Consider the following 21,549-nt stretch of genomic DNA (forward strand, 5'->3'; position numbering starts at 1 on the left):
CAAAAACGGGGCGGTTAACGCCCCGGAAGGACTTATGCTTTTACCATCTCTTTTTCGATCAGCATAATCAGGATATGGATCACTTTAATGTGGATTTCCTGAATGCGGTCGGCGTAACCAAAATGCGGTACACGGATTTCAACATCGGCAGTACCTGCCATTTTACCGCCGTCTTTACCGGTCAGGGTGATGACTTTCATCCCCTGCGCGCGCGCCGCGTCAATCGCTTTAATGACATTACCAGAATTACCGGAAGTGGAAATACCTAACAGTACATCGCCCGGGCGACCAACGGCTTCAACGTAGCGAGAGAAAACATAGTCGTAACCAAAGTCGTTACTGACACAGGAGAGATGGCTCACGTCGGAGATCGCAATACCCGGATAACCCGGACGGTTCTCACGGTAACGCCCGGTCAACTCTTCTGCAAAGTGCATCGCATCACAGTGGGAACCACCATTACCGCAGGACAATACCTTACCGCCTGCCTTGAAGCTGTCAGCCAGCAGAACCGCCGCGCGCTGAATGGCGTGGATATTGGCATCATCTTTTAAAAAGTTTGCCAGCGTTTCCGCTGCTTCGTTCAGTTCGTTACGAATCAGATCCTGGTACATGAGGATATCCTTCAGTATGAATGCAGTATGAATGTAAATTCTCGCGCGCAGTTTACCGGATAGCATGGCAAGCGAGAAGCTAAAGCCATGGTGATCGTCGGGGGTTTTCGTTTTTCGTGCCCCATTCCTCCCCAACAATGTGAACCAGGTTGTAATTATTTTGTAAACACATTGCTAAAAGAAATAACATCCACTACAACCATATCATCACAAGTGGTCAGACCTCCTACAAGCAAGGGAGCTTTTCTCTATGATGATTTTGAGTCTACTCGCAACTGTTGTGCTGCTCGGCGCGTTGTTTTATCACCGGGTGAGTCTGCTGCTCAGCAGCGTAATCCTGCTGGCATGGACTGCCGCCCTTGGCGCTACGGGTCTGTGGTCAATCTGGGTACTGGTACCGTTAGCCATTATCCTTGTGCCTTTCAACTTTGTGCCGATGCGTAAATCGCTGATCTCCGCCCCGGTATTCCGCGGCTTTCGTAAAGTGATGCCGCCAATGTCACGCACGGAAAAAGAAGCCATTGACGCCGGTACGACCTGGTGGGAAGGCGATCTGTTCCGCGGTAATCCTGACTGGAAAAAACTGCACAACTACCCGCAGCCGCGGCTGACCGCCGAAGAACAGGCCTTTATTGATGGTCCGGTGGAAGAGGCTTGCCGTATGGCTAACGACTTTCAGATTACCCATGAAATGGCCGACTTACCGCCAGAACTATGGGCTTTCCTGAAAGAACATCGCTTCTTCGCGATGATCATTAAAAAAGAGTACGGCGGCCTGGAATTCTCCGCTTACGCCCAGTCCCGCGTACTGCAAAAACTCTCCGGTGTTTCCGGCATTCTGGCGATCACGGTCGGCGTTCCTAACTCCTTAGGGCCGGGCGAATTGTTGCAGCATTACGGCACCGAAGAGCAGAAAAATCATTATTTACCCCGCCTGGCGCGCGGTCAGGAAATTCCGTGTTTCGCGCTGACCAGCCCGGAAGCCGGCTCCGATGCGGGCGCAATTCCGGATACGGGCGTCGTCTGTATGGGCGACTGGCAGGGTGAACAGGTGCTCGGTATGCGCCTGACCTGGAACAAACGCTATATCACGCTGGCCCCTATCGCTACCGTACTGGGCCTGGCGTTTAAACTCTCTGACCCGGAAAAACTGCTGGGTGGAGAAGAAGATCTCGGTATCACCTGTGCGCTAATCCCCACCAATACCCCCGGCGTTGAAATTGGCCGTCGCCACTTCCCGCTGAACGTCCCGTTCCAGAACGGTCCTACGCGTGGTCAGGATATCTTCGTACCGATTGATTACATCATCGGTGGCCCGAAAATGGCCGGACAAGGCTGGCGTATGCTGGTGGAATGTCTGTCCGTGGGTCGCGGTATCACGCTGCCGTCCAACTCTACGGGCGGCCTGAAATCGGTGGCCATGGGGATCGGCGCTTATGCGCACATCCGTCGTCAGTTCAAAGTCGCCATCGGTAAGATGGAAGGGATCGAAGAGCCGCTGGCACGCATCGCGGGTAACGCCTATGTGATGGACGCTGCTGCCGCGCTGATTACTTACGGCATTATGCTCGGTGAAAAACCAGCGGTGCTCTCTGCCATCGTGAAATATCACTGTACTCATCGTGGTCAGCAGTCAATCATTGACGCAATGGATATCGCTGGCGGTAAAGGCATTATGCTCGGCACCGGCAACTTCCTGGCGCGTGCCTATCAGGGCGCACCGATCGCCATCACGGTTGAAGGGGCCAATATTCTGACCCGCAGTATGATGATCTTCGGTCAGGGCGCGATTCGCTGCCATCCGTACGTGCTGGATGAAATGGCCGCCGCGCAAAACAATGACGTGGATGCGTTCGATAAACTGTTGTTTAAACATATCGGGCACGTGGGCAGCAATAAAATGCGTAGCTTCTGGCTGGGGCTGACGCGCGGGCTGACCAGTTCTGCGCCCACCAGCGACTCAACAAAACGCTACTATCAGCATATCAACCGCTTAAGCGCCAACCTCGCGCTGCTTTCGGATGTGTCGATGGCGGTTCTGGGTGGTAGCCTGAAACGTCGTGAACGTATCTCAGCGCGTCTTGGGGATATTTTAAGCCAGGTGTTCCTCGCCTCTGCGGTGTTGAAACGCTATGACGATGAAGGGCGTCACGAGATGGATCTGCCGCTGGTGCACTGGGGCGTTCAGGACGCCTTGTACCAGGCTGAACAGGCAATGGATGATCTACTCTCCAACTTCCCGAACCGTGTAGTCGCAGGTCTGTTGCGGGTGGTGATTTTCCCGACTGGTCGTCACTATCTGGCCCCGTCCGATAAACTGGATCACCAGGTCGCTAAAATTCTGCAAACGCCGTGCGCAACCCGTTCGCGTATTGGTCGTGGTCAGTACCTGACCCCGACTGAACATAACCCGGTCGGTCTGCTGGAAGAGGCGCTGCTTGATGTGATGGCCGCCGACCCGATTCATCAGCGTATTTGTAAAGAGCTGGGTAAAAACCTGCCGTTCACACGCCTGGACGTGCTGGCAAAAGAGGCGCTGGCCGGCGGGCTTATCAATCAGGATGAAGCGGAGATCCTGACAAAAGCCGAAATCAGCCGTCTGCGCAGTATTAATGTCGATGACTTCGAACCGGAAGAGCTGGCTACACAGCCGGTAAAACCGCAGGAAAAAGTGCGTAAGCCTCAGGCTGCATAACGCACACCTCAAGAGACCCTTACCCCGCTTCGTGCGGGGTTTTTTATTACCACAAATTCCCTTTTTCTCGTGCTAAAGTGTAAAAATGCTGTTTTAGGGGAGCTTAAATCGTGCCTGGCTTAAAAATTACGCTATTGCAACAACCTTTAGTCTGGATGGACGGTCCGGCCAATTTGCGCCATTTCGATCGCCAGCTTGAAGATATTACCGGGCGTGATGTGATAGTCCTGCCGGAAATGTTTACCACCGGTTTTGCGATGGAGGCGGCAAAGCAGTCGCTGCCGCAAGAAGAGGTGGTCGCATGGATGCAAACCAAAGCCCAACAGACAAACGCGCTGGTTGCGGGCAGCGCCGCTCTGCAAACGGAACGTGGTCCGGTTAACCGCTTCCTGCTGGTCGAACCGGAAGGGGCCGTTCATTTCTATGATAAACGCCATTTGTTCCGTATGGCCGATGAGCATCATCATTACGAAGCCGGTAATGAGCGCGTGGTGTTTGAGTGGCGTGGCTGGCGTATTTTACCGCTGGTCTGTTATGACCTGCGCTTCCCGGTCTGGTCGCGCAATCGCGATGATTACGATCTGGCCTTGTATGTCGCCAACTGGCCTGCGCCGCGTTCACTACACTGGCAATCGCTATTGGTGGCGCGCGCTATTGAAAACCTGGCCTATGTCGCGGGTTGTAACCGTGTGGGTACCGACGGCAACGGGCACCATTACCGTGGCGACAGCCGGGTCATTAACCCGCAGGGCGAGGTTATCGCCACCGCCGAGCCGCACCAGGCTATCCGCATTGATGCCGAGTTGTCGATGGCCGCCTTAAAAGAGTATCGCGAGAAGTTTCCCGCCTGGCAGGACGCCGATCCGTTTACGCTTGGGTGATATGATGTTCCCCTCCACCCAAAGGTGCGAGGGGCTGTCTTGTGTGGTCTGGAAATAAAATACCCAATTCCTCCCTCGCCCTTAGCTTCTTGTCCACGAACAGGCGCTTGCGCCGCCATCCGGCAATTGCCCCCGATGGCGCGACGCTTACCGGGGCTACGGAGCGCTTTTTCTTCCTTCCAGAGGGAGGAGCGGCGTGAGGCTAACCGGGCGCACTAAATCATATTAAAGCTCGCACCGCCTCGCTGTATGCCCGCAACGCCTGAGCCACATCCTGCTGCTGTACACTCTCTGCCGGATGATGGCTGATCCCTCTGTCACAACGCACAAATAACATGGCCGATGGCCAACGTTCCGCAATAGCGATAGCGTCATGCCCGGCACCGCTTGGCAGCAACAGTACACGTCCCTGAACCGCCTCAACGGCACCGGCCAGCACATGACGCAACCGTGTATCACAAGGCGTTGCCGCGATGGTGTAAAAAATATCAGAGCTAAAGGCGACACCACGCGCCTGACCGATACGTACTGCCTCATCCAGCAAGGCGTTTAACAACGTCTCGCGCAGACCATCGTTCGGGCTGCGGATATCCAGCGTCAGCGTTACCGCCCCCGGAATCACATTCACCGCACCCGGCTCGCACTGCAGCGTACCCACTGTTGCCACCAGCTCCGGGCCGGACTCCCGCGTTTTTTGTTCAACAAACCCGATCCACTGGGCGGCGGCGGTTAATGCATCATGGCGATGGCTCATCGGCACGGTACCCGCATGCCCTGCTTCCCCGCTAAACCGACAGGTCAACCTGCGGGCACCATTAATCGCCGTGACCACGCCAAGCGGCAGATCTTCCTGTTCAAGAACTGGCCCCTGCTCAATGTGCAGTTCCAGATACGCCGAGAAATCCTCGCGGGCACGTTCCGCTGTGGCAATACGTGTGGGATCCAGACCGGCGTTGACCATCGCCTGTGCCACGCTTACTCCTTGCGCATCTTCGCAATCCAGCCAGCCCTGCGGCCAGGTGCCGGTCAGACCACGGCTTCCCAGCAGCGTGATGTTAAAGCGCGTGCCCTCTTCATCAGCAAACCCGACGATTTCAATGGCCTGTGAGCCACGGAGATTCTGGCGGTGCAGCCAGTCCACCACTTCGATGGCGGTCAGCACGCCGAGCATGCCGTCGTAGCGTCCGGCGTCGCGCACGGTGTCCAGATGCGACCCGAGCAACACCGCCTGCGCGCCTTCGCTTGCCGCGTCGTAGCGTCCGCAAATATTGCCTACCGCATCCTGCCAGGTGAGCATTCCCGCATCCTGCATCCATTGCGCCACCTGCGCATTCGCCCGCAGATGTTCGCAAGAGAGATAAACCCGGGTCAGTTGACCTGGCGTTTCACTGATCTCTGCCAGCGCATCACAACGCGCCATCACCCGGCGAGCAGCGCGATCAGCCTCATCGGCAGTCATCATCATGCCACCCCTTCGTAAACATCCCAGGCGGCCTGCATTCCCGCGCCCTGTACGGTGCGAAAGCCCAGACGGTTAAGCACCGCTTCCAGAGCGGTAAGGGTTTGCAGCACGCAATCTTTTCGCGCGTTATAGCCCATGGTGCCAATACGCCAGATTTTGCCCTGCAACGGGCCAAACGAGGTACCGATTTCAATATGGAAGTCATCCAGCAGGCGCTTGCGAACCTCTTCACCATGCACAACCGACGGGATCATCACCCCCAGCACGTTGTTCATCTTATGACTAATGTCGCCAAACACCTCCAGCCCCATTCCCTGGATCCCCGCCAGCATGGCGCGACCGTGTAATTCGTGGCGGGCAATCAGCGCGTCCATTCCCTCTTCCAGCATGATGCGTGCGCACTCACGGGCGGCGAATAACATGCTGGTAGCTTCGGTATGGTGGTTCAGGCGTTCCGGCCCCCAGTAGTCCATCACCATGCCGAGATCGAAATAGTTGGAGTAGATCATCTCGTCATCGCCGTCCTGGTGGGTATCGGTACGGATCCCCTGCTCCACGCATTTGCGTGCGCGAATGGCCTCTTCCATTTGCGGGCTGAGGGTGATGGGGGAACTGCCCGACGGGCCACCCAGACATTTCTGCAAACCGGCAGAGACCGCATCCAGCCCCCATGCATCGGTTTCAAGCGCGTTGCCGCCGAGCGATGCGGTGGCGTCGGTATAAAACAACACGCCATGACGGCGACAGATTTCGCCCAGATTTTCCAGCGGCTGCAACAGCGTGGTGGAGGTATCGCCCTGCACCGTCAGTAACAGTCGCGGCTTCACGCGCCTGATGGCATCTTCAATTTGATCGGGCGTAAAGACTTCCCCCCAGGGCACTTCGATGGTGTGTACTTCCGCGCGACAACGACGGGCGATTTCGCACAGCAGATGCCCGAAACGGCCAAAGATCGGTACCAGCACCTTGTCGCCGGGGCGGATCGCAGAGACGAGAATCGCTTCGATCCCGGCGCGAGAAGTGCCATCCACCAGCATGGTCCAGCGGTTTTGCGTACGGAATACCTCGCGGTAGAGGGCCATTACCTCATTCATATAGCCGGTCATGACCGGGTCATATTGCCCCACCAGTTGGCTCGCCATAGCACGTAAGACACGCGGGTCGGCATTGATAGGACCGGGCCCCATCAGTAAACGATGCGGCGGGTTAATTTGCGCAGATTGCTGAACGTCAAACATGGACACATCCTTTGGTATACAAAAGTGATCGTCATGAAACAAAAGATTCTTGTTAATACTTTCTGCAACTAATGTGCCACAGAGAAAATGAAGACACCAGCCTGCTATCGCGCTGATTTAGTACTTTTTCAGGAGAGATAAATGCTTCCCGGTTGCGCCATCAGGATCCCCTGAACTGGTGCAAAAGCACCAAACTGGTGCGTTACCTTTGCTCCAGTTCGTCGAGGTCTGTATACAGCGATGCGATGTTATGGATACGCTGACGTCCTTCGGTCAGGGCGCTATGCAGTAACGCGTTCGCCAGTAAATTGACCAGACTCATGGCACTGCTGTAGCTGTCGAACGCCGATACACTGTCGAGCGGCAGGCCAAAGTGCCAGCGGGCAAGCGTGGTAATACCCGCCGCCTGCGGTTCGCAGATGGCAACGGTCGGTACGCCCTGTTTGTGTAGCGCCTCCAGTACCGGACGGATCACCCGCGGACGGCGGCGAAAAGCGACCACCACCACCACATCCTGCACAGTGATATCCACTAACTCTTCCGCCAGCGTCTGCCCTGGCTGGGGCATCAGCAAGACCTGACCACGGATTTGCATCAGTTGCTGGCGCAGATGCAGAGCCACCGGCGCACTGTTGCGCAGGCCAACAATAAAGACGCGCCGGGCCGCGCCCAGCGCCTGCACCACATCGGCAAACTGCACGGCATCCAGCGCATTTACCCACTGGGTCAGGTTTGCCATCTCCTGCTTATAATGCCTTGCCAGCAGGGTGTTGCCCTGTACGGCGTCGCGGTTTTCCGTAAGCGGCATTCCGCTCTGGCGCAGCGTTCGCACCTCATCGCGCATCTCTTTGAAACGATCATAGCCAAGCCGTTTAAACAGGCGGCTAACAGTGGCTTTTGATACACCGCTCAGGCGGGCCAGTTCGGCACTGTTATAGCTCATCAGATCATCAAAATGATCCATGATAAATGAGGCAACCCTTTGTTCTTGCGGTGATAATTCGTTATAGCACTCACGTAAGCGCGTATCTAACTGCTGCATAGACCCTCCTGCAACTTTTGTTTCACAATAAGCTGACACAGTGAAACGCTTGCCGTCAATCTGGAACAGCTCTTGCTTAGCTCTCTGACTTATCCGAACAAAGAGAGCGTGACGATGCAAAGTAATATTGCCCCTTCCGGTATGGCGGTAACGCCCCACCACCTTGCCAGTGAATCGGCATTATCGGTGTTGCGCCACGGCGGCGATGCGATTGAGGCGATGATCGCCGCAGCGGCCACCATTGCGGTGGTCTATCCCCATATGAATGGTATCGGCGGCGATGGTTTCTGGCTGATTGTGCCCCCCGAAGGCGAACCCCTCGCCATTGACGCCAGCGGCGCCGCCGGGCAACTGGCGACACGGGAGTTTTACGCAGAACACAACCGGATTCCCCATCGTGGTCCGCTGGCGGCACTGACGGTTCCCGGCACGCTGAGCGGCTGGGACGAGGCGCTGAAAGTATCGGCATCGATGGGCGGCGGGCAGTTGCCGCTCTCACGCCTGCTGGCTGATGCCATTCGTTACGCCAGCGAAGGGATCCCGGTGACGCAATCGCAGGCCAGCGCCACGCAAAGTAAATACCCGGAACTGGTCGATGTGCCGGGCTTTAACGAAACCTTTCTCGTTCAGGGAGAAGTTCCACAGGCGGGTAGCCGTTTCTGCCAGCCGCACCTGGCACGCACATTAACCCGTCTCGCCACCGACGGACTGGACAGTTTCTATCGCGGAGCGCTCGCCAATCAGATGGCGGCGGAAATGAGTGCGCTCGGCCTGCCGCTGACCTCCCAGGATCTGGCTGCTCATCGCGCTCACCGCCGGGTACCGCTTCGCCTGTCCCACAGCCAGGGAGACGTCTTTAATATGACGCCACCGACGCAAGGGCTGGTATCGCTGGCCATCCTTGGCATTACCGACCATCTGGATATGGCACAGGCCAGTGAAGTTCAGACCATCCACCGCATTGTCGAAGCCACTAAGCAGGCCTTTGGCTTACGTGACCGCTATATCACCGATCCGCGCCACGTTACGCTGCCGGTACAAACGTTGCTGGAACAGGTGCCGCTGCAACGGCTGGCGGCCAGTATCGACGATGAGCGTGCCGCCCCCTGGGGTCAGGGGAAAGGACCGGGCGATACCGTCTGGATGGGCGTGATGGATAAAAACGGTCTGGCGGTGTCGTTTATTCAGAGCATTTATCACGAGTTTGGCAGCGGCGTGGTGCTGCCCGAAAGCGGCGTACTGTTACAAAACCGGGGCGCGGCATTCAGTCTCGACCCGGATCATTTGCTGGCACTGGTGCCCGGTAAACAACCGTTCCACACTCTTAACCCGGCAGCGGCACGGCTGAAAGATGGGCGCACCATGGTCTACGGCACGATGGGTGGCGACGGGCAACCGCAAACACAGGCCGCCATATTTACCCGTCACGTGATGCAAAACATGCCACTTCAGGAAGCCGTAAGCGCTCCCCGTTGGTTGCTGGGCCGCACCTGGGGACAGACATCCGATAGCCTGAAACTGGAGGGGCGATTCAGCGAGGCCACGTATCAGGCGCTGCGAGACCTGGGCCATGACGTGGAATGGCTGCCGGGACTGAGCGAAGCCACCGGGCACGCGGGGGCGATTGTGCGTCATCCCAACGGCATGCTCGAAGGGGCATTTGATCCACGCAGTAACGGCAGTGCGGCCGGTTTTTAAGGAGTCATCATGAGCGATAACACGTTTGACTGGCCGACATATATCCGGCTGATGGAACAATTACTGGCAGTGCCGCTGAACGACGAACGTCGGGCAGAACTGGAAGTTCAGCTCACCCGCATTGCAGCTATGGCGCAACCGCTGATGGCTTTCCCACTGCCGCATCGCCAGGAAGGCGCAGGAGAATATCGGCTATGAGCTTATCCATTCGGGACATTCAGCAAGGACTGCGTAGCAAAACGTTTAGCGCACGCGAACTGGCACAGCAATCACTGGCGTTGATTGAGCAGGCAAATCCTGGCATCAACGCCTTTACCGGTGTAACGGCGACACGCATGCTCACCGAAGCTGCGCATATCGATGCCCGACGGGCTGCGGGCGAAACATTGCCTGCGCTGGCAGGCGTACCCTATGCGGTAAAAAACCTGTTCGATGTGGAGGGGGTCACCACGCTGGCGGGGGCAAAACTGTTCAGCACTCAGCCCCCCGCAACAAAAGATGCTTTCGCCATTCGCCAGTTGATGAACGCGGGCGCAACCCTGGCCGGCACGCTCAATATGGATGCCTATGCCTATGGTTTCACCACCGAAAACAGCCACTATGGCGCGACGCGTAACCCGCGGGATACGTCGCGTGTGGCGGGCGGTTCTTCGGGTGGCTCAGCGGCGGCCGTTGCTGCCGGAATGGTCAATTTTGCTCTGGGTACCGACACCAACGGTTCTATCCGGGTTCCCGCCTCGCTGTGCGGCGTACTGGGGTTAAAACCCACGTTTGGGCGCTTATCACGCAGCGGCAGCCATCCGTTTGTCGCAAGCCTGGACCACATTGGCCCGCTGGCGCGTAACGTGGAAGATTTGGCCTGCGTTTATGACGCGCTCCAGGGACACGACGGGGAAGACAACTGGCAATCATCACGCGAGCCGGCCGCCACCCTGCCAGCGTTATCCTCGACAGGGGCGCTACGCTGTGCCGTGCTGGAGGGCTATTTTACAACCTGGTGTACGGCAGATGCCCGCGCCGCCGTCAACGCGGTAGCACAGGCTCTTGGAGCTAACCAGACGCAGGTATTGCCGGAAGCGGAGCTGGCACGTTCAGCCGCGTTCTTGCTTTCTGCGGCAGAAGGGGGTAACCATTACCTTCCTGCGCTACGAACGGATGCCGATACGTTTGAACTTAACTCCCGCGAGCGTTTGCTGGCAGGCGCAATGACCCCCTCGGCCTGGTATACCCAGGCACAGCGTTTCCGGGCCTGGTTTCGCGATAAAACGCTGCCGCTGTTTAACGATGTGGATCTGCTTCTGGCCCCGGCGACGCCCTGTAGTGCAACGCCGATTGGCGAGAGCACCATGCGCATTAACCATACCGATTTACCGATTAAAGCCAGTATGGGGATGCTGACGCAGCCCATCTCGTTTCTGGGCCTGCCCGTTGTCACCGTACCGGTGAAAACCGCTTCGGGATTACCCATTGGCGTACAGATTATTGCTGCCCCCTGGCAGGAGTCGCGCTGTCTCCAGGCGGCGTGGCGACTGGAGCAAGCGGGCATTCTTTACCCACAGGAAGCATGATGAACAGAGAACATATTGATCATCCGACAATATTGAATGAGGTCACCGCCGCGTTTTATCGTTATGAACAGGCGCTTATCAGTAATGATGTGGCAGTGCTGGATGAACTTTTCTGGGCGGACCCGCGCACAGTGCGCTACGGCGCAACAGAGAATTTGTATGGCATTGAGGCGATTCGCGAGTTTCGTAATGCGCGTCCGTCCGCCGGGCTGGACAGGCTGCTGCGTAACACCACGATCACCACCTACGGCGAGGATATGGCGGTGGCGAGTACGGAATTTACGCGCGAGAACAGTGAACGGGTGGGCCGCCAGATGCAGACCTGGGTGAAGTTTCCGTATGGCTGGCGGATTGTGGCGGCGCATGTCAGTTTGATGGGGTGATGCGTTTCCCCTCCCCCGGAAGGGGTGAGGGGGAGTGCCTGCGCCCTCTCCCCTTTAGAGAGAGCGGGGGTAAAAACTCACACTGGCGTATACGGATGGGTCTTTACCCAATGCCCGGCAATATCCTGACGGCGGCAAATCCACACATCTTCGTGGCTCTGCACATAGTCCAGAAAACGCTGCAATGCGCGGAAACGGCCGGGGCGGCCCAGTAACCGACAGTGCATACCAATCGACATCATCTTCGGCGATGTCTCACCCTCTTCATACAGCACATCGAAACTGTCTTTCAGGTAGGTATAAAACTGCTCGGCGGTATTAAAGCCCTGTGCGGTGGCAAAGCGCATATCGTTCGCATCCAGCGTATAGGGCACAATCAGGTGGGGTTTCTGATCGACCGTCGTCCAGAACGGCAGATCGTCGCCATAGTAATCACTGTCATAGAGCAGACCACCCTGCTCCACCACCAGCTTACGGGTGTTCGGGCTATCGCGGCCGGTGTACCAGCCGAGCGGTGCTTTGCCAAACAGTGCGGTGAGGATCTCCAGTGCCTGTTGCATATGCTGGCGCTCGGTCTGGATATCCATATTTTGATAGTGGATCCAACGCCAGCCGTGGCTCACCACATCATAATCCGCCGCTTTGATCGCCGCGACAATCTCCGGGTTACGCGCCAGCGCCATCGCGATACCAAACACCGTCAACGGCAGGCCGCGCTTCTGGAATTCATTGTGGATACGCCAGAAACCTGCGCGGGAACCGTATTCATACAGCGAGTCCATGGACATATGTATTGCCGGGTAACTCGCCGCGCCAATAATATCTGACAAAAACTGTTCAGAACCGGCGTCGCCATGCAGGACATGATTCTCACCGCCTTCTTCGAAATTCAGGACAAACTGCACGGCTATGCGCGCCCCGCCTGGCCACTGGGCATGAGGAGGTTTCCCGGCGTACCCCGCCATATCGCGCGGGTAGTCATCGGTAAAGTGCCATATAGGCTTGTCCGTATCTGAATGCATGCTGATTCGACCTCTCTTTGGGGCCGCTTTCAGCTCAGTATTTCAAAGCATCCTGAAAGCGGCTTTTTATTGGGATACGCCAGATCGCCGTACTTGCTGGTACCAAGCCCCAGTGCCAGGAGAGATTCCACCATTTTCACCGCGGCAGTGACGCCATCGATCACCGGAATACCCAGCTCCTGCGTCAGCTCGCTGGCAAGGTTCGCCATCCCGCCACAGCCGAGAACAATAGCGCCGCTATTATCTTCCCGTCTGGCTTGTATACAACGCTCGCGTACTTTCTGTTGAGCAAGACCCGTGCCATCTTCTAACGCCAGCACCGGTAAATCGATCGCATGCAGTGCGGCGCAGTGATGCCCGAAGCCATATTGCTGCAATAAATGGCGGGCGATAATCACCGTGCGCGGTAAGGTGGTAACGATAGAAAAACGGGTCGCAACCACCGTGGCGACATGCATTGCCGCTTCGGCAATCCCTACCACCGGCCCGGTTGCCAGCTCACGAGCCGCCAGAAGCCCCGGATCGCCAAAGCAGGCAATCACATGACCTTGCGCCCCCTGCGCCATGCCTTTTTTTATCTGTTCCAGCACGCCAATGGCGGCGATTGCCTCATCAAAATGCCCTTCAATCGACGCCACACCCTGGGTCGGACAGCTGGCGAGGATCGTCGTACCTGGCGCAGCGACACTACGGGCCGCGCTGGCAATGGTGTGTGTCATTTCAGGACTGGTATTAGGGTTGATCACCTGTATACAGAATTGCGTCATGCCTGTTCTCCTTGAGTGCCAAACAGCCGCGCAAAATCGGGAAGGATATCGCCGCCACGCTCAAAGCTGAGGCTCGAGACAATATGATCAAAGTGATGCGCCATGGCGTGACTCAGCGCAGCGCCATCTTTTTTACGCAGTAGTTCGATGAGCTTGTCGTGGTCATCGCAGCGGCAACCACGCTGCCAGGGCGCGCCCCAGGCGGCAATCACCAGCGACGAACGTTGCGCCAGTGTGGTCACAATATCGGTCACCACCGCGTTGCCAGAGATAGCCTGCAGCTGGATATGAAATGCTGCGGAATAACGAATCGCTGCCGCGCCGTCATGGTTCTGATGCGCCTCTTCTTCCTGCGCGATGATTTTTTCCAGTCCGACAATATGTGGCGGCTGCAAATGCTCAAGCACCTGCGGCAGGTTGGCGCACTCGATCATTTTGCGGGTGGAGAAGATCGATTTCGATTCATCTATATCCGGTTTGGCGACGAATGCACCACGTCTGGGCGTCATGGTGACCATTTGCACCGTCGCAAGGCGCGTCAGGACCTTGCGGATCCCCGTGCGGCTAACGCCAAACACGTCGGCCAGGGCTTCTTCGGGTAATTTGCTGCCTGGTGGCAGTTGATGTTCGACGATGGCGGTCATCAGCGACTGCCAGATGAAATTTTCTTTATCTTCCAGGTCTGCTGGGGTCTGTAGCCCCGTTGGCTGCTTCATTGGGAAATTCCTTTGTTACGCATTTCTTATCTCTTTGTATACATCATTAAGATATTTTGTATACATAAAATTAAAACCTGGCCTGGTTCATGCAATACAGGATGGCAGACATAACGTCACAATCTGTATTCAGAGGAGCAGATTCCATGCCAAACCTTGAACCAAATTACAAAGACAGTTACAGCCCAAGACTCACTAACAACGATTTGGCCCCGACGCGCGACCAGAACTGGACGTGGTACAACATCTTCTCTTTCTGGATGTCCGACGTACATAGCATGGGCGGATACGTGGTCGCGGCCAGCTTTTTCGCACTCGGCCTTGCCAGCTGGCAGGTATTACTGTGCCTGTTGCTGGGCATCTGTATTGTGCAGTTGTGCGCAAACCTTGTCGCCAAACCAAGCCAAATGGCTGGCGTGCCCTATGCGGTGATCTGTCGCCAGGCATTTGGCGTGTTCGGTGCCAATATTCCTGCCGTCATTCGTGGCCTTATCGCCTTCGCCTGGTATGGTATACAAACCTATCTGGCGGCCAACGCATTAATGCTGGTGATGTTGAAATTCTGGCCTTCTCTGGCCCCCATGACCGAAGGACATTTCCTTGGCCTGTCACATTTAGGCTGGGTCTGCTTCGGCATTATGTGGGTATTGCAGGCGCTGGTGTTCTGGCACGGAATGAGCGCGATTAAACGCTTTATTGATATCGCAGGCCCGGCAGTCTACGTGGTGATGCTGGCGCTGGCAGTGTGGATCCTGTCGCAAACCGGCTTTAGCGGCATCTCATTTACCCTTGCCAGCAAAGAGTTGACCGCGGGCGAGCAAACCTGGCAGATGATTACCGCGACGGCGCTGGTGGTCTCTTATTTCTCCGGGCCACTGCTGAATTTTGGCGACTTCTCTCGCTACGGCAAAAGCATGCAGGAGATTCGTCGCGGTAACCGCTGGGGTCTGCCGTTCAACTTCCTGCTGTTCTCCATCGTTACCGTGGTCATCGTGTCGGGTACACAGTCGCTGTTCGGCAAAATGATCACTGACCCAATCGAAACCGTCAGCCACGTAGGCAACAGCCTGGCGATGGCGATTGGCCTGCTGACCATGATCATTGCCACCATCGGGATAAACATTGTGGCGAACTTCGTCTCCCCGGCGTTCGATTTCTCTAACTGCTCACCGCAGAAAATCAGCTTCCGCACCGGCGGAATGATCGCGGCTGTCGGCTCCGTGTTGCTGACGCCGTGGAACCTGTTCCAGTCACCGGAACTGATCCATTATACGCTGGATGTTCTGGGCTCCTTTATCGGGCCGCTGTTCGGTATCCTGCTGGCCGATTTTTACCTGATTAAGCGCGGAAAGGTATTTGTCGACGATCTGTTTACCGTCTCCCCGAACGGACGCTACTGGTACAAAAACGGTATCAACCCGAAAGCGGTTGCCGCGCTGGTGCCATCGGTCGCCGTGTGCCTGATCATTAGCTTTATTCCGTCACTGCACGAAGTGGCGAACTTTAGCTGGTTTATCGGCGTATTCCTGGGCGCAGGCAGCTACCGCTGGATTGCGCGCCACGATCGTGAAGGCGTTAGCGAAGGGTTTGCTCCGCGTCGCGCAACGGCGAAAGAGTAAATGTAAAAAGGCCCGGACTGGGGTGGTCCGGGCCTGATGCATCAATTTTCGTTTATTTTTAAGCAAAACAAATCGATGCGTAAAAAGTGGAGAAGCCTTTTGGGTTTCGTCATGGACTTTCGTCTTCCGGATTTTAAGCTCAGAAGTCCTTTCTGGCCTGTCTTTTTATAGACATTGACCCAGTGCCGAAAAACAGCTTCATTTGAGATATTAAACCGTGCCACAACCTCGCGCATTGAAAGTTCTTCACTGGGAACAGTCAGCAGGAACGCCGGAGAATGACGGTCATTTTTCCAGGTGATGCCATCAATACCATGCAACTACAATAATTTCATATCTACGCGAGATATACATATTGAGAGTTGATAAAAACCTGTACTCATCGTATCAGGTATATGTAATAGCTCGATAAAACAGAATGAATTGAGCTAAAAGACATGAAGGTTTATGACCGAGAATGAGATAAAAATTATTCAGGCAGATTATATAAAATCCGTAGCGAGACTCAGAGAGGAAGATATCAACAGACGAAAAAAAACCGCATTCGTTTTACAACGGTGCGGTTTTCTTACTTATCAGATGTCACCGACACCTGAACTAAATGTTGGCGGAACGGACGGGACTCGAACCCGCGACCCCCTGCGTGACAGGCAGGTATTCTAACCGACTGAACTACCGCTCCGCGATGTTCCCGTTGGGGAACGAGGCGCATATTACGGATTGTGCTTAGAGCCGTCAACGCTTTTTCTGATGATTTGTATCGTTTGCTGCAAAAATCACCCAAAGCGCCATTTTATCATCAAAAGTTAAGGGGTTACGCGCGCCAGAGACAGCTTCCGCCCTTTTTTTGCACCAGGTCCAGGCGAGACTCATGCGCCGCCAGCTCTTCATCACTGGCTAAAACAACCCGTAACTTATTTGCCTGACGGACAATGCGCTGAATACTGGTTTCCCCCTGCTGCTGTTGCCCCTCACCTTCCATTGAAAAAGCCATTGAAGTTTGACCACCGGTCATCAGCAGATATACATCAGCCAGAATCTGGGAGTCGAGTAACGCCCCGTGCAGAGTACGTTTACTGTTATCGATTTCATAACGTGAGCAAAGCGCATCCAGACTATTACGCTTGCCGGGAAACATACGCCGCGCCAGCGCCAGACTATCGGTGACCTTGCAGAACGTCTCAGTCTTTGGAATGCCGCGATTTAGTTTGCTGAATTCATAATCAAGAAAGCCGATGTCGAACGATGCGTTATGAATGACGAGCTCAGCACCGCGCACATATTCGATAAACTCATCAGCAATGTCGCCAAACGTTGGTTTATCAAGCAAAAATTCATCCGCAATACCGTGAACGCCAAATGCTTCTGGATCAACCAGACGATCGGGCTTGAGATAGATGTGGAAGTTATTCCCCGTCAGGCGACGGTTAATCACTTCGACGGCACCGATCTCAATGATTTTGTGCCCTTCATAGTGTGCGCCGATCTGGTTCATACCGGTGGTTTCGGTATCGAGGACGATCTGTCGAGTAATTGCAGTGCTCATAGCGGTCATTTATGTCAGACTTGTCGTTTTACAGTTCGATTTCAATTACAGGAAGTCTACCAGAGATGCTCAAGCAGGTAGAAATTTTCACCGATGGCTCTTGCCTGGGTAACCCAGGGCCCGGTGGCTATGGCGCGATTCTACGCTTTCGCGGCCGCGAAAAAACATTCAGCGAAGGTTATCGTCTGACCACTAACAACCGCATGGAGCTGATGGCCGCGATTGTCGCGCTGGAAGCCCTCAAAGAACATTGCGAAGTCATTCTTAGCACCGACAGCCAGTATGTTCGCCAGGGGATCACCCAGTGGATCCACAACTGGAAAAAGCGCGGCTGGAAAACCGCAGAAAAAAAACCGGTGAAAAACGTCGATCTCTGGCAACGCCTGGATGCCGCTCTCGGCGAGCATAAAATCCGTTGGGAATGGGTAAAAGGCCACGCCGGGCACCCGGAAAATGAACGCTGTGATGAACTTGCTCGCGCCGCAGCATTGAAGCCAACGCAGGAGGATATCGGCTATCTGGCCGATCAGGGTTGACGTGTCTGGCGGGTTGCACTAACGGTCTGGCGTACGCTGGGTTTTGCCCGGCGCATCTTCATTGGATTGAGCGTTAACGGGATCGTGCGTTTACGCGCCACTATTAATTGCATGCAACCCAATGCGGGCAGATGGGTGTTTAACAATTTCCCCCCCTGTTTCGTCCAGGGAATGACCCGAAAACGGCTATAATGAAGCACCTCAAAATTCAGCAGAGATAGCCAGTCAAGCTGGCGCATCAGGGTAAACATACGGCTGCTGATTGCAGGCGAACGGCGTACAAACGGAATAGCTTTCCCTATTCCCAGCAGGCTGACAGGATTGAAACCGCTAATCACCAACCAGCCATCATCGATCAGCACACGATCGACCTCCTGTAGCAGGCGATGCGGATCAGGACACCAGGCTAGCGTGTGGCCCAGCAGGCAGGCATCGACGGATTTCGCCGCAAAAGGAAGGTGCAATGGATCAGCGCGAACGTGAACAGGGTCGCCGGTGAGTGAAACATTAACCTGATGGGAAATAGCGCAACTTTCAGCATTGATTTCTGCGCTGAGATTGCCAATCTTAAGCAGATGAAATCCATACATTTTTGCAAACCATGGTCTGAGCTCTTTCTCCAGTGCTTCACGGTAATACTCGCCCTTAGGCAACTCAGCCCAATGTGTCGGTGCTATGTACTTACGGGGAGTCCTTGCCGGTTTCATCACAACCTTCCATTAAGCTTTAAGAGGTAACTATGAATCTTACCAGTATTCCCGCATTTCAGGACAATTACATCTGGGTGTTAAGTGAAGATGACGGCCACTGCCTGATTGTTGATCCCGGCGAGGCAGCCCCCGTCTTAAAAGCTCTCGAAGAGAATCACTGGCAGCCCGCTGCAATTCTGCTCACGCATCATCATAACGATCATGTTGGCGGCGTGCAGGAACTGCGCCAGAAATTTCCGAATATTGTGGTTTATGGACCGGCAGAGACACAACATAAGGGAGCGACAAAAATCGTCGGTGAGGGCGATCGGCTGCAGATTCTAGGACATGAATTCAGCGTATTTCACACGCCAGGTCACACTTTAGGACATATCTGTTACTTTAGCGCACCTTATCTTTTTTGTGGCGATACGATGTTTTCTGGCGGATGCGGAAGACTCTTCGAAGGCACGGCAGATCAGATGTTTGCCTCTTTTTGTAAGATTGATGCGCTTCCTGACGATACGCTTATTTGTTGCGCACATGAGTATACTTTAGGAAATATTAAGTTTGCTCTTAGTCTCTTACCCCACGATCCTGACCTTAACGAATATTATCGAAAAGTTAATGAGTTACGTGCAAAAAATCAAAAAACACTCCCCACAACTCTGAAAATTGAGCGTCGCATTAATGTTTTTTTACGCACACAAGATCCTGATTTAATTGAAGTAATAAATAAAGAAACAACGTTGCAACAAGCTAATGAGCGTTTTGCCTGGTTAAGGTCAAAGAAAGATAACTTCTGACAATTGCGGGTTGCCTTTTTAAAACTTCGCCGTTATGATCGCTCGTCTTTTAAGCAACTATTGACACACACATGAAGGCAAAAGCGATATTATTCGCCTCTGTCCTGCTTGTGGGGTGCCAGGCGTCTAAGAACGATGGTACCGTACAACAGCACGCACAGAGCCTTTCTGCAGCTGGTCAAGGGGAAGCAGGGAAGTTTACAAGTCAGGCGCGGTGGATGGACGATGGAACATTCGCCGGGCAGGAGCAAGACTTGTGGGCTTCCATAAGCGACGAGCTAAAGATGGGAATTCCGGAAAATACCCGGATTCGCGAACAGAAACTAAAGTATTTAAGCAATAAGAGCTATCTCCACGATGTAACTTTACGGGCAGAGCCGTATATGTACTGGATAGCAGGGCAAGTTAAAAAACGTAACATGCCCATGGAACTGGTACTACTACCCATAGTGGAGAGCGCTTTTGACCCACATGCAACGTCTGGTCGCAATGCCGCAGGCATTTGGCAGATCATTCCAAGCACGGGTCGTAACTATGGTTTAAAACAGACTCGCAGCTACGATGCGCGTCGTGACGTGGTGGCATCCACAACGGCTGCCCTCGACATGATGCAGCGTTTGAACCGTATGTTTGATGGCGACTGGTTATTAACCGTTGCCGCCTATAACAGCGGTGAAGGGCGAGTACTGAAGGCAATGAAAGTGAATAAGGCGCGGGGGAAACCCACGGACTTCTGGTCACTTTCACTGCCACAGGAAACCAAAATTTATGTGCCAAAAATGCTGGCATTGAGTGACATACTCAAGAACAGCAAACGGTACGGTGTGAGTCTGCCAACGTCAGACGAAAGCCGTGCACTGGCGCGTGTCAGGTTGAGCAATCCGGTGGAGCTGGATCAACTGGCGGATATGGCGGGTATTTCGGTCAGCAAACTTAAGACCTTCAACGCAGGCGTTAAAGGATCAACCTTAGGTGAAAGCGGGCCGCAATATGTCATGGTGCCTCAGAAACATGCGGATCAGTTGCGTGAGTCTCTTGCGTCAGGTGAAATCGCCGCCGTTCAGCCAACGCTGGTTGCGGAAAATACGCCGCTTGCCAGTCGCAGCTATAAAGTGCGCTCAGGTGATACTATTTCGGGTATTGCGTCACGTCTTGGCGTGACGACAAAAGATCTCCAGCAGTGGAATAACCTGCGTGGAGCAAACCTGAAAGTGGGTCAGAACCTGACGGTTGGCGCAGGCAGCAGTGCGACGCGTCTTGCGAACAATAGCGATAGTATTACCTATCGCGTACGCAAAGGAGATTCGCTATCCAGCATTGCTAAACGCCACGGCGTTAATATCCGTGACGTCATGCGATGGAACAGCGATACCGACAATCTGAAACCAGGCGATCAGCTGACGTTGTTTGTGAAAAACAGCACGTCGCCAGACTCCTGAAGCAAGAAATATCAAAAAGGCACCGTTTCCCCCGGTGCCTTTTTTGTTATGCGCTTTTCTGCGCTTCGGCCATGATGGTGTCACTGGTAAAAGAGCCGTTCTCTGTCAATTCGAAGTAGTGCTTCACCTCCTGCGATGCACTTTGCTGATACAGCCTGATGGCTTCGCTCAGCGCCGGTGGCGTACGCATACGCGCAATCCACGAACCGTATTCTAATGGCAAGCGATCGGTGATGAGATTACACGTCGTCAGGCCTGCATCATTAAGCAGCGAAAGCCATTCGCCGCTGGAATAATTGCGTACGTGTGAAGTATCGCGTAACGCTTCGACCGTCTGCAGCCAGATGTCCCGCACCGGATGTCCTGGAGACATCACGTCCATAATAATGACCCTTCCACCGGGCTTAAGCACACGCTTCACTTCGCGCAGCGCCTGCCCAACATCATGCCAGTGGTGGGCAGAATAACGACTGATCACCACATCAAACGAGCTGTCATCAAAGGGCAGAATCTCAGCATAACCCTGACATGTCGTCACATTGTCCAGGCCGCGTTCTTTTGCTGCTTTGGCCACCACGTCCAGCATCTGGCTGGAAAGGTCGTATGCCGTTACCTGTGCAACCTGACCCACGGCCACAAAACTGGCATGCCCTGCTCCACAGCCTAAATCCAGCACCCTGGCCTCCGGAAATGCACTAAGCCGTTCCGCCAGCCGTTGTAAATCACGGCCAGAAGCATGTACTGCGCTGGTTAAATAGGCACTAGCTTGTGCACCAAACTGCTTTTCGACGTTGTCATGATGGGAACCTGTGGTCATTGTGTTGTCCT

General features: G+C 54.7%; 19 protein-coding genes, 1 tRNA gene and 1 pseudogene. 10 read left to right on the plus strand and 11 right to left on the minus strand.

Translation table 11 applies throughout. The features are described 5' to 3' along the window. Positions 1-32: 32 nt before the first annotated feature. Complete coding sequence (gene lpcA / locus AAIG39_RS22915; RefSeq protein ID WP_090082881.1) at positions 33-614, minus strand: D-sedoheptulose 7-phosphate isomerase; 582 nt, start codon at positions 612-614, stop codon at positions 33-35. A gap of 250 nt (positions 615-864) precedes the next feature. Between lpcA and fadE the strand changes: the two genes are divergently transcribed. After that, positions 865-3,309 (plus strand): acyl-CoA dehydrogenase FadE, encoded by a 2,445-nt coding sequence (gene fadE / locus AAIG39_RS22920; protein WP_090082884.1) that lies wholly within the window; start codon positions 865-867, stop codon positions 3,307-3,309. A 110-nt stretch (positions 3,310-3,419) separates the two neighbouring features. After that, positions 3,420-4,190, plus strand: coding sequence for an amidohydrolase (locus AAIG39_RS22925; protein ID WP_249572541.1), 771 nt, complete (start codon positions 3,420-3,422; stop codon positions 4,188-4,190). A gap of 220 nt (positions 4,191-4,410) precedes the next feature. Here the strand turns inward: AAIG39_RS22925 and hpxK are convergent, their stop codons facing one another. The 3 genes from hpxK to AAIG39_RS22940 form a co-directional block, all read right to left on the minus strand. Next, entirely contained in the window at positions 4,411-5,655 is a 1,245-nt protein-coding gene (hpxK, locus tag AAIG39_RS22930; RefSeq protein WP_343194793.1) for an allantoate amidohydrolase, read from the minus strand. Next, positions 5,652-6,890 (minus strand): pyridoxal-phosphate-dependent aminotransferase family protein, encoded by a 1,239-nt coding sequence (locus AAIG39_RS22935; RefSeq protein ID WP_343194794.1) that lies wholly within the window; start codon positions 6,888-6,890, stop codon positions 5,652-5,654. Before AAIG39_RS22935 ends, hpxK begins: the two co-directional genes overlap by 4 nt. A gap of 202 nt (positions 6,891-7,092) precedes the next feature. Next, a complete protein-coding gene (locus tag AAIG39_RS22940) occupies positions 7,093-7,932 on the minus strand; it encodes a MurR/RpiR family transcriptional regulator (RefSeq protein ID WP_090082892.1) in 840 nt (279 codons plus the stop codon). 114 nt (positions 7,933-8,046) lie between these two features. Between AAIG39_RS22940 and AAIG39_RS22945 the strand changes: the two genes are divergently transcribed. Genes AAIG39_RS22945 through hpxZ form a run of 4 tightly spaced genes read left to right on the plus strand, consistent with a single transcriptional unit; the run spans position 8,047 to position 11,581 of the window. After that, positions 8,047-9,630, plus strand: a complete 1,584-nt coding sequence (locus AAIG39_RS22945; RefSeq protein ID WP_343194803.1) for a gamma-glutamyltransferase family protein — start codon at positions 8,047-8,049, stop codon at positions 9,628-9,630. A gap of 9 nt (positions 9,631-9,639) precedes the next feature. Then, on the plus strand, positions 9,640-9,828 hold the full coding sequence (gene hpxX / locus AAIG39_RS22950; RefSeq protein WP_090082894.1) for an oxalurate catabolism protein HpxX: 189 nt from the start codon (positions 9,640-9,642) through the stop codon (positions 9,826-9,828). Next, positions 9,825-11,198 carry an AtzE family amidohydrolase gene (locus tag AAIG39_RS22955; protein ID WP_343194795.1) on the plus strand — a complete coding sequence of 458 codons (1,374 nt, stop codon included), beginning with the start codon at positions 9,825-9,827 and terminating at the stop codon, positions 11,196-11,198. Before hpxX ends, AAIG39_RS22955 begins: the two co-directional genes overlap by 4 nt. Further along, positions 11,198-11,581 (plus strand): oxalurate catabolism protein HpxZ, encoded by a 384-nt coding sequence (gene hpxZ, locus AAIG39_RS22960; protein WP_343194796.1) that lies wholly within the window; start codon positions 11,198-11,200, stop codon positions 11,579-11,581. Before AAIG39_RS22955 ends, hpxZ begins: the two co-directional genes overlap by 1 nt. A gap of 77 nt (positions 11,582-11,658) precedes the next feature. Here the strand turns inward: hpxZ and puuE are convergent, their stop codons facing one another. The 3 genes from puuE to AAIG39_RS22975 are packed head-to-tail and all read right to left on the minus strand — an operon-like array spanning position 11,659 to position 14,086. Then, positions 11,659-12,603 carry an allantoinase PuuE gene (puuE, locus tag AAIG39_RS22965; protein ID WP_343194797.1) on the minus strand — a complete coding sequence of 315 codons (945 nt, stop codon included), beginning with the start codon at positions 12,601-12,603 and terminating at the stop codon, positions 11,659-11,661. Positions 12,604-12,632: 29 nt separating this feature from the next. After that, the gene (locus tag AAIG39_RS22970) at positions 12,633-13,370 is read right to left on the minus strand and encodes an aspartate/glutamate racemase family protein (protein WP_343194798.1); all 738 of its coding nucleotides are present in this window, start codon (positions 13,368-13,370) and stop codon (positions 12,633-12,635) included. Further along, a complete protein-coding gene (locus tag AAIG39_RS22975; RefSeq protein ID WP_090082908.1) occupies positions 13,367-14,086 on the minus strand; it encodes a GntR family transcriptional regulator in 720 nt (239 codons plus the stop codon). The genes AAIG39_RS22970 and AAIG39_RS22975 overlap by 4 nt, the downstream gene beginning before the upstream one ends. 146 nt (positions 14,087-14,232) lie before the next feature. Between AAIG39_RS22975 and AAIG39_RS22980 the strand changes: the two genes are divergently transcribed. Further along, positions 14,233-15,705 carry an NCS1 family nucleobase:cation symporter-1 gene (locus tag AAIG39_RS22980; RefSeq protein ID WP_090082910.1) on the plus strand — a complete coding sequence of 491 codons (1,473 nt, stop codon included), beginning with the start codon at positions 14,233-14,235 and terminating at the stop codon, positions 15,703-15,705. 605 nt (positions 15,706-16,310) lie between these two features. On the opposite strand, the gene AAIG39_RS22985 is transcribed toward AAIG39_RS22980, so the two are convergent. Continuing rightward, positions 16,311-16,387, minus strand: a tRNA-Asp gene (locus AAIG39_RS22985). A gap of 132 nt (positions 16,388-16,519) precedes the next feature. Continuing rightward, positions 16,520-17,251: a DNA polymerase III subunit epsilon gene (gene dnaQ, locus AAIG39_RS22990; RefSeq protein ID WP_090082919.1), complete on the minus strand. Its 732-nt coding sequence runs from the start codon at positions 17,249-17,251 to the stop codon at positions 16,520-16,522. On the opposite strand from dnaQ, the pseudogene rnhA reads away from it, so the two are divergent. Further along, positions 17,205-17,787, plus strand: a pseudogene (gene rnhA / locus AAIG39_RS22995) (ribonuclease HI). The gene dnaQ and the pseudogene rnhA overlap by 47 nt on opposite strands. Here rnhA and AAIG39_RS23000 read toward each other — a convergent pair. Continuing rightward, a complete protein-coding gene (locus AAIG39_RS23000; RefSeq protein ID WP_343194799.1) occupies positions 17,778-18,494 on the minus strand; it encodes a class I SAM-dependent methyltransferase in 717 nt (238 codons plus the stop codon). The pseudogene rnhA and the gene AAIG39_RS23000 sit on opposite strands and share 10 nt — an antisense overlap. 32 nt (positions 18,495-18,526) lie before the next feature. On the opposite strand from AAIG39_RS23000, the gene gloB reads away from it, so the two are divergent. Beyond that, the gene (gene gloB / locus AAIG39_RS23005; protein ID WP_343194800.1) at positions 18,527-19,282 is read left to right on the plus strand and encodes a hydroxyacylglutathione hydrolase; all 756 of its coding nucleotides are present in this window, start codon (positions 18,527-18,529) and stop codon (positions 19,280-19,282) included. A gap of 71 nt (positions 19,283-19,353) precedes the next feature. Beyond that, positions 19,354-20,721: a murein transglycosylase D gene (gene mltD, locus AAIG39_RS23010; protein WP_090082928.1), complete on the plus strand. Its 1,368-nt coding sequence runs from the start codon at positions 19,354-19,356 to the stop codon at positions 20,719-20,721. A gap of 46 nt (positions 20,722-20,767) precedes the next feature. On the opposite strand, the gene AAIG39_RS23015 is transcribed toward mltD, so the two are convergent. Further along, positions 20,768-21,538, minus strand: coding sequence for a class I SAM-dependent methyltransferase (locus AAIG39_RS23015; protein WP_343194801.1), 771 nt, complete (start codon positions 21,536-21,538; stop codon positions 20,768-20,770). Between the last annotated feature and the right edge of the window lie 11 nt (positions 21,539-21,549).

The sequence above is a fragment of the Phytobacter palmae genome (assembly GCF_039409775.1).
Classification (GTDB): domain Bacteria; phylum Pseudomonadota; class Gammaproteobacteria; order Enterobacterales; family Enterobacteriaceae; genus Phytobacter; species Phytobacter palmae.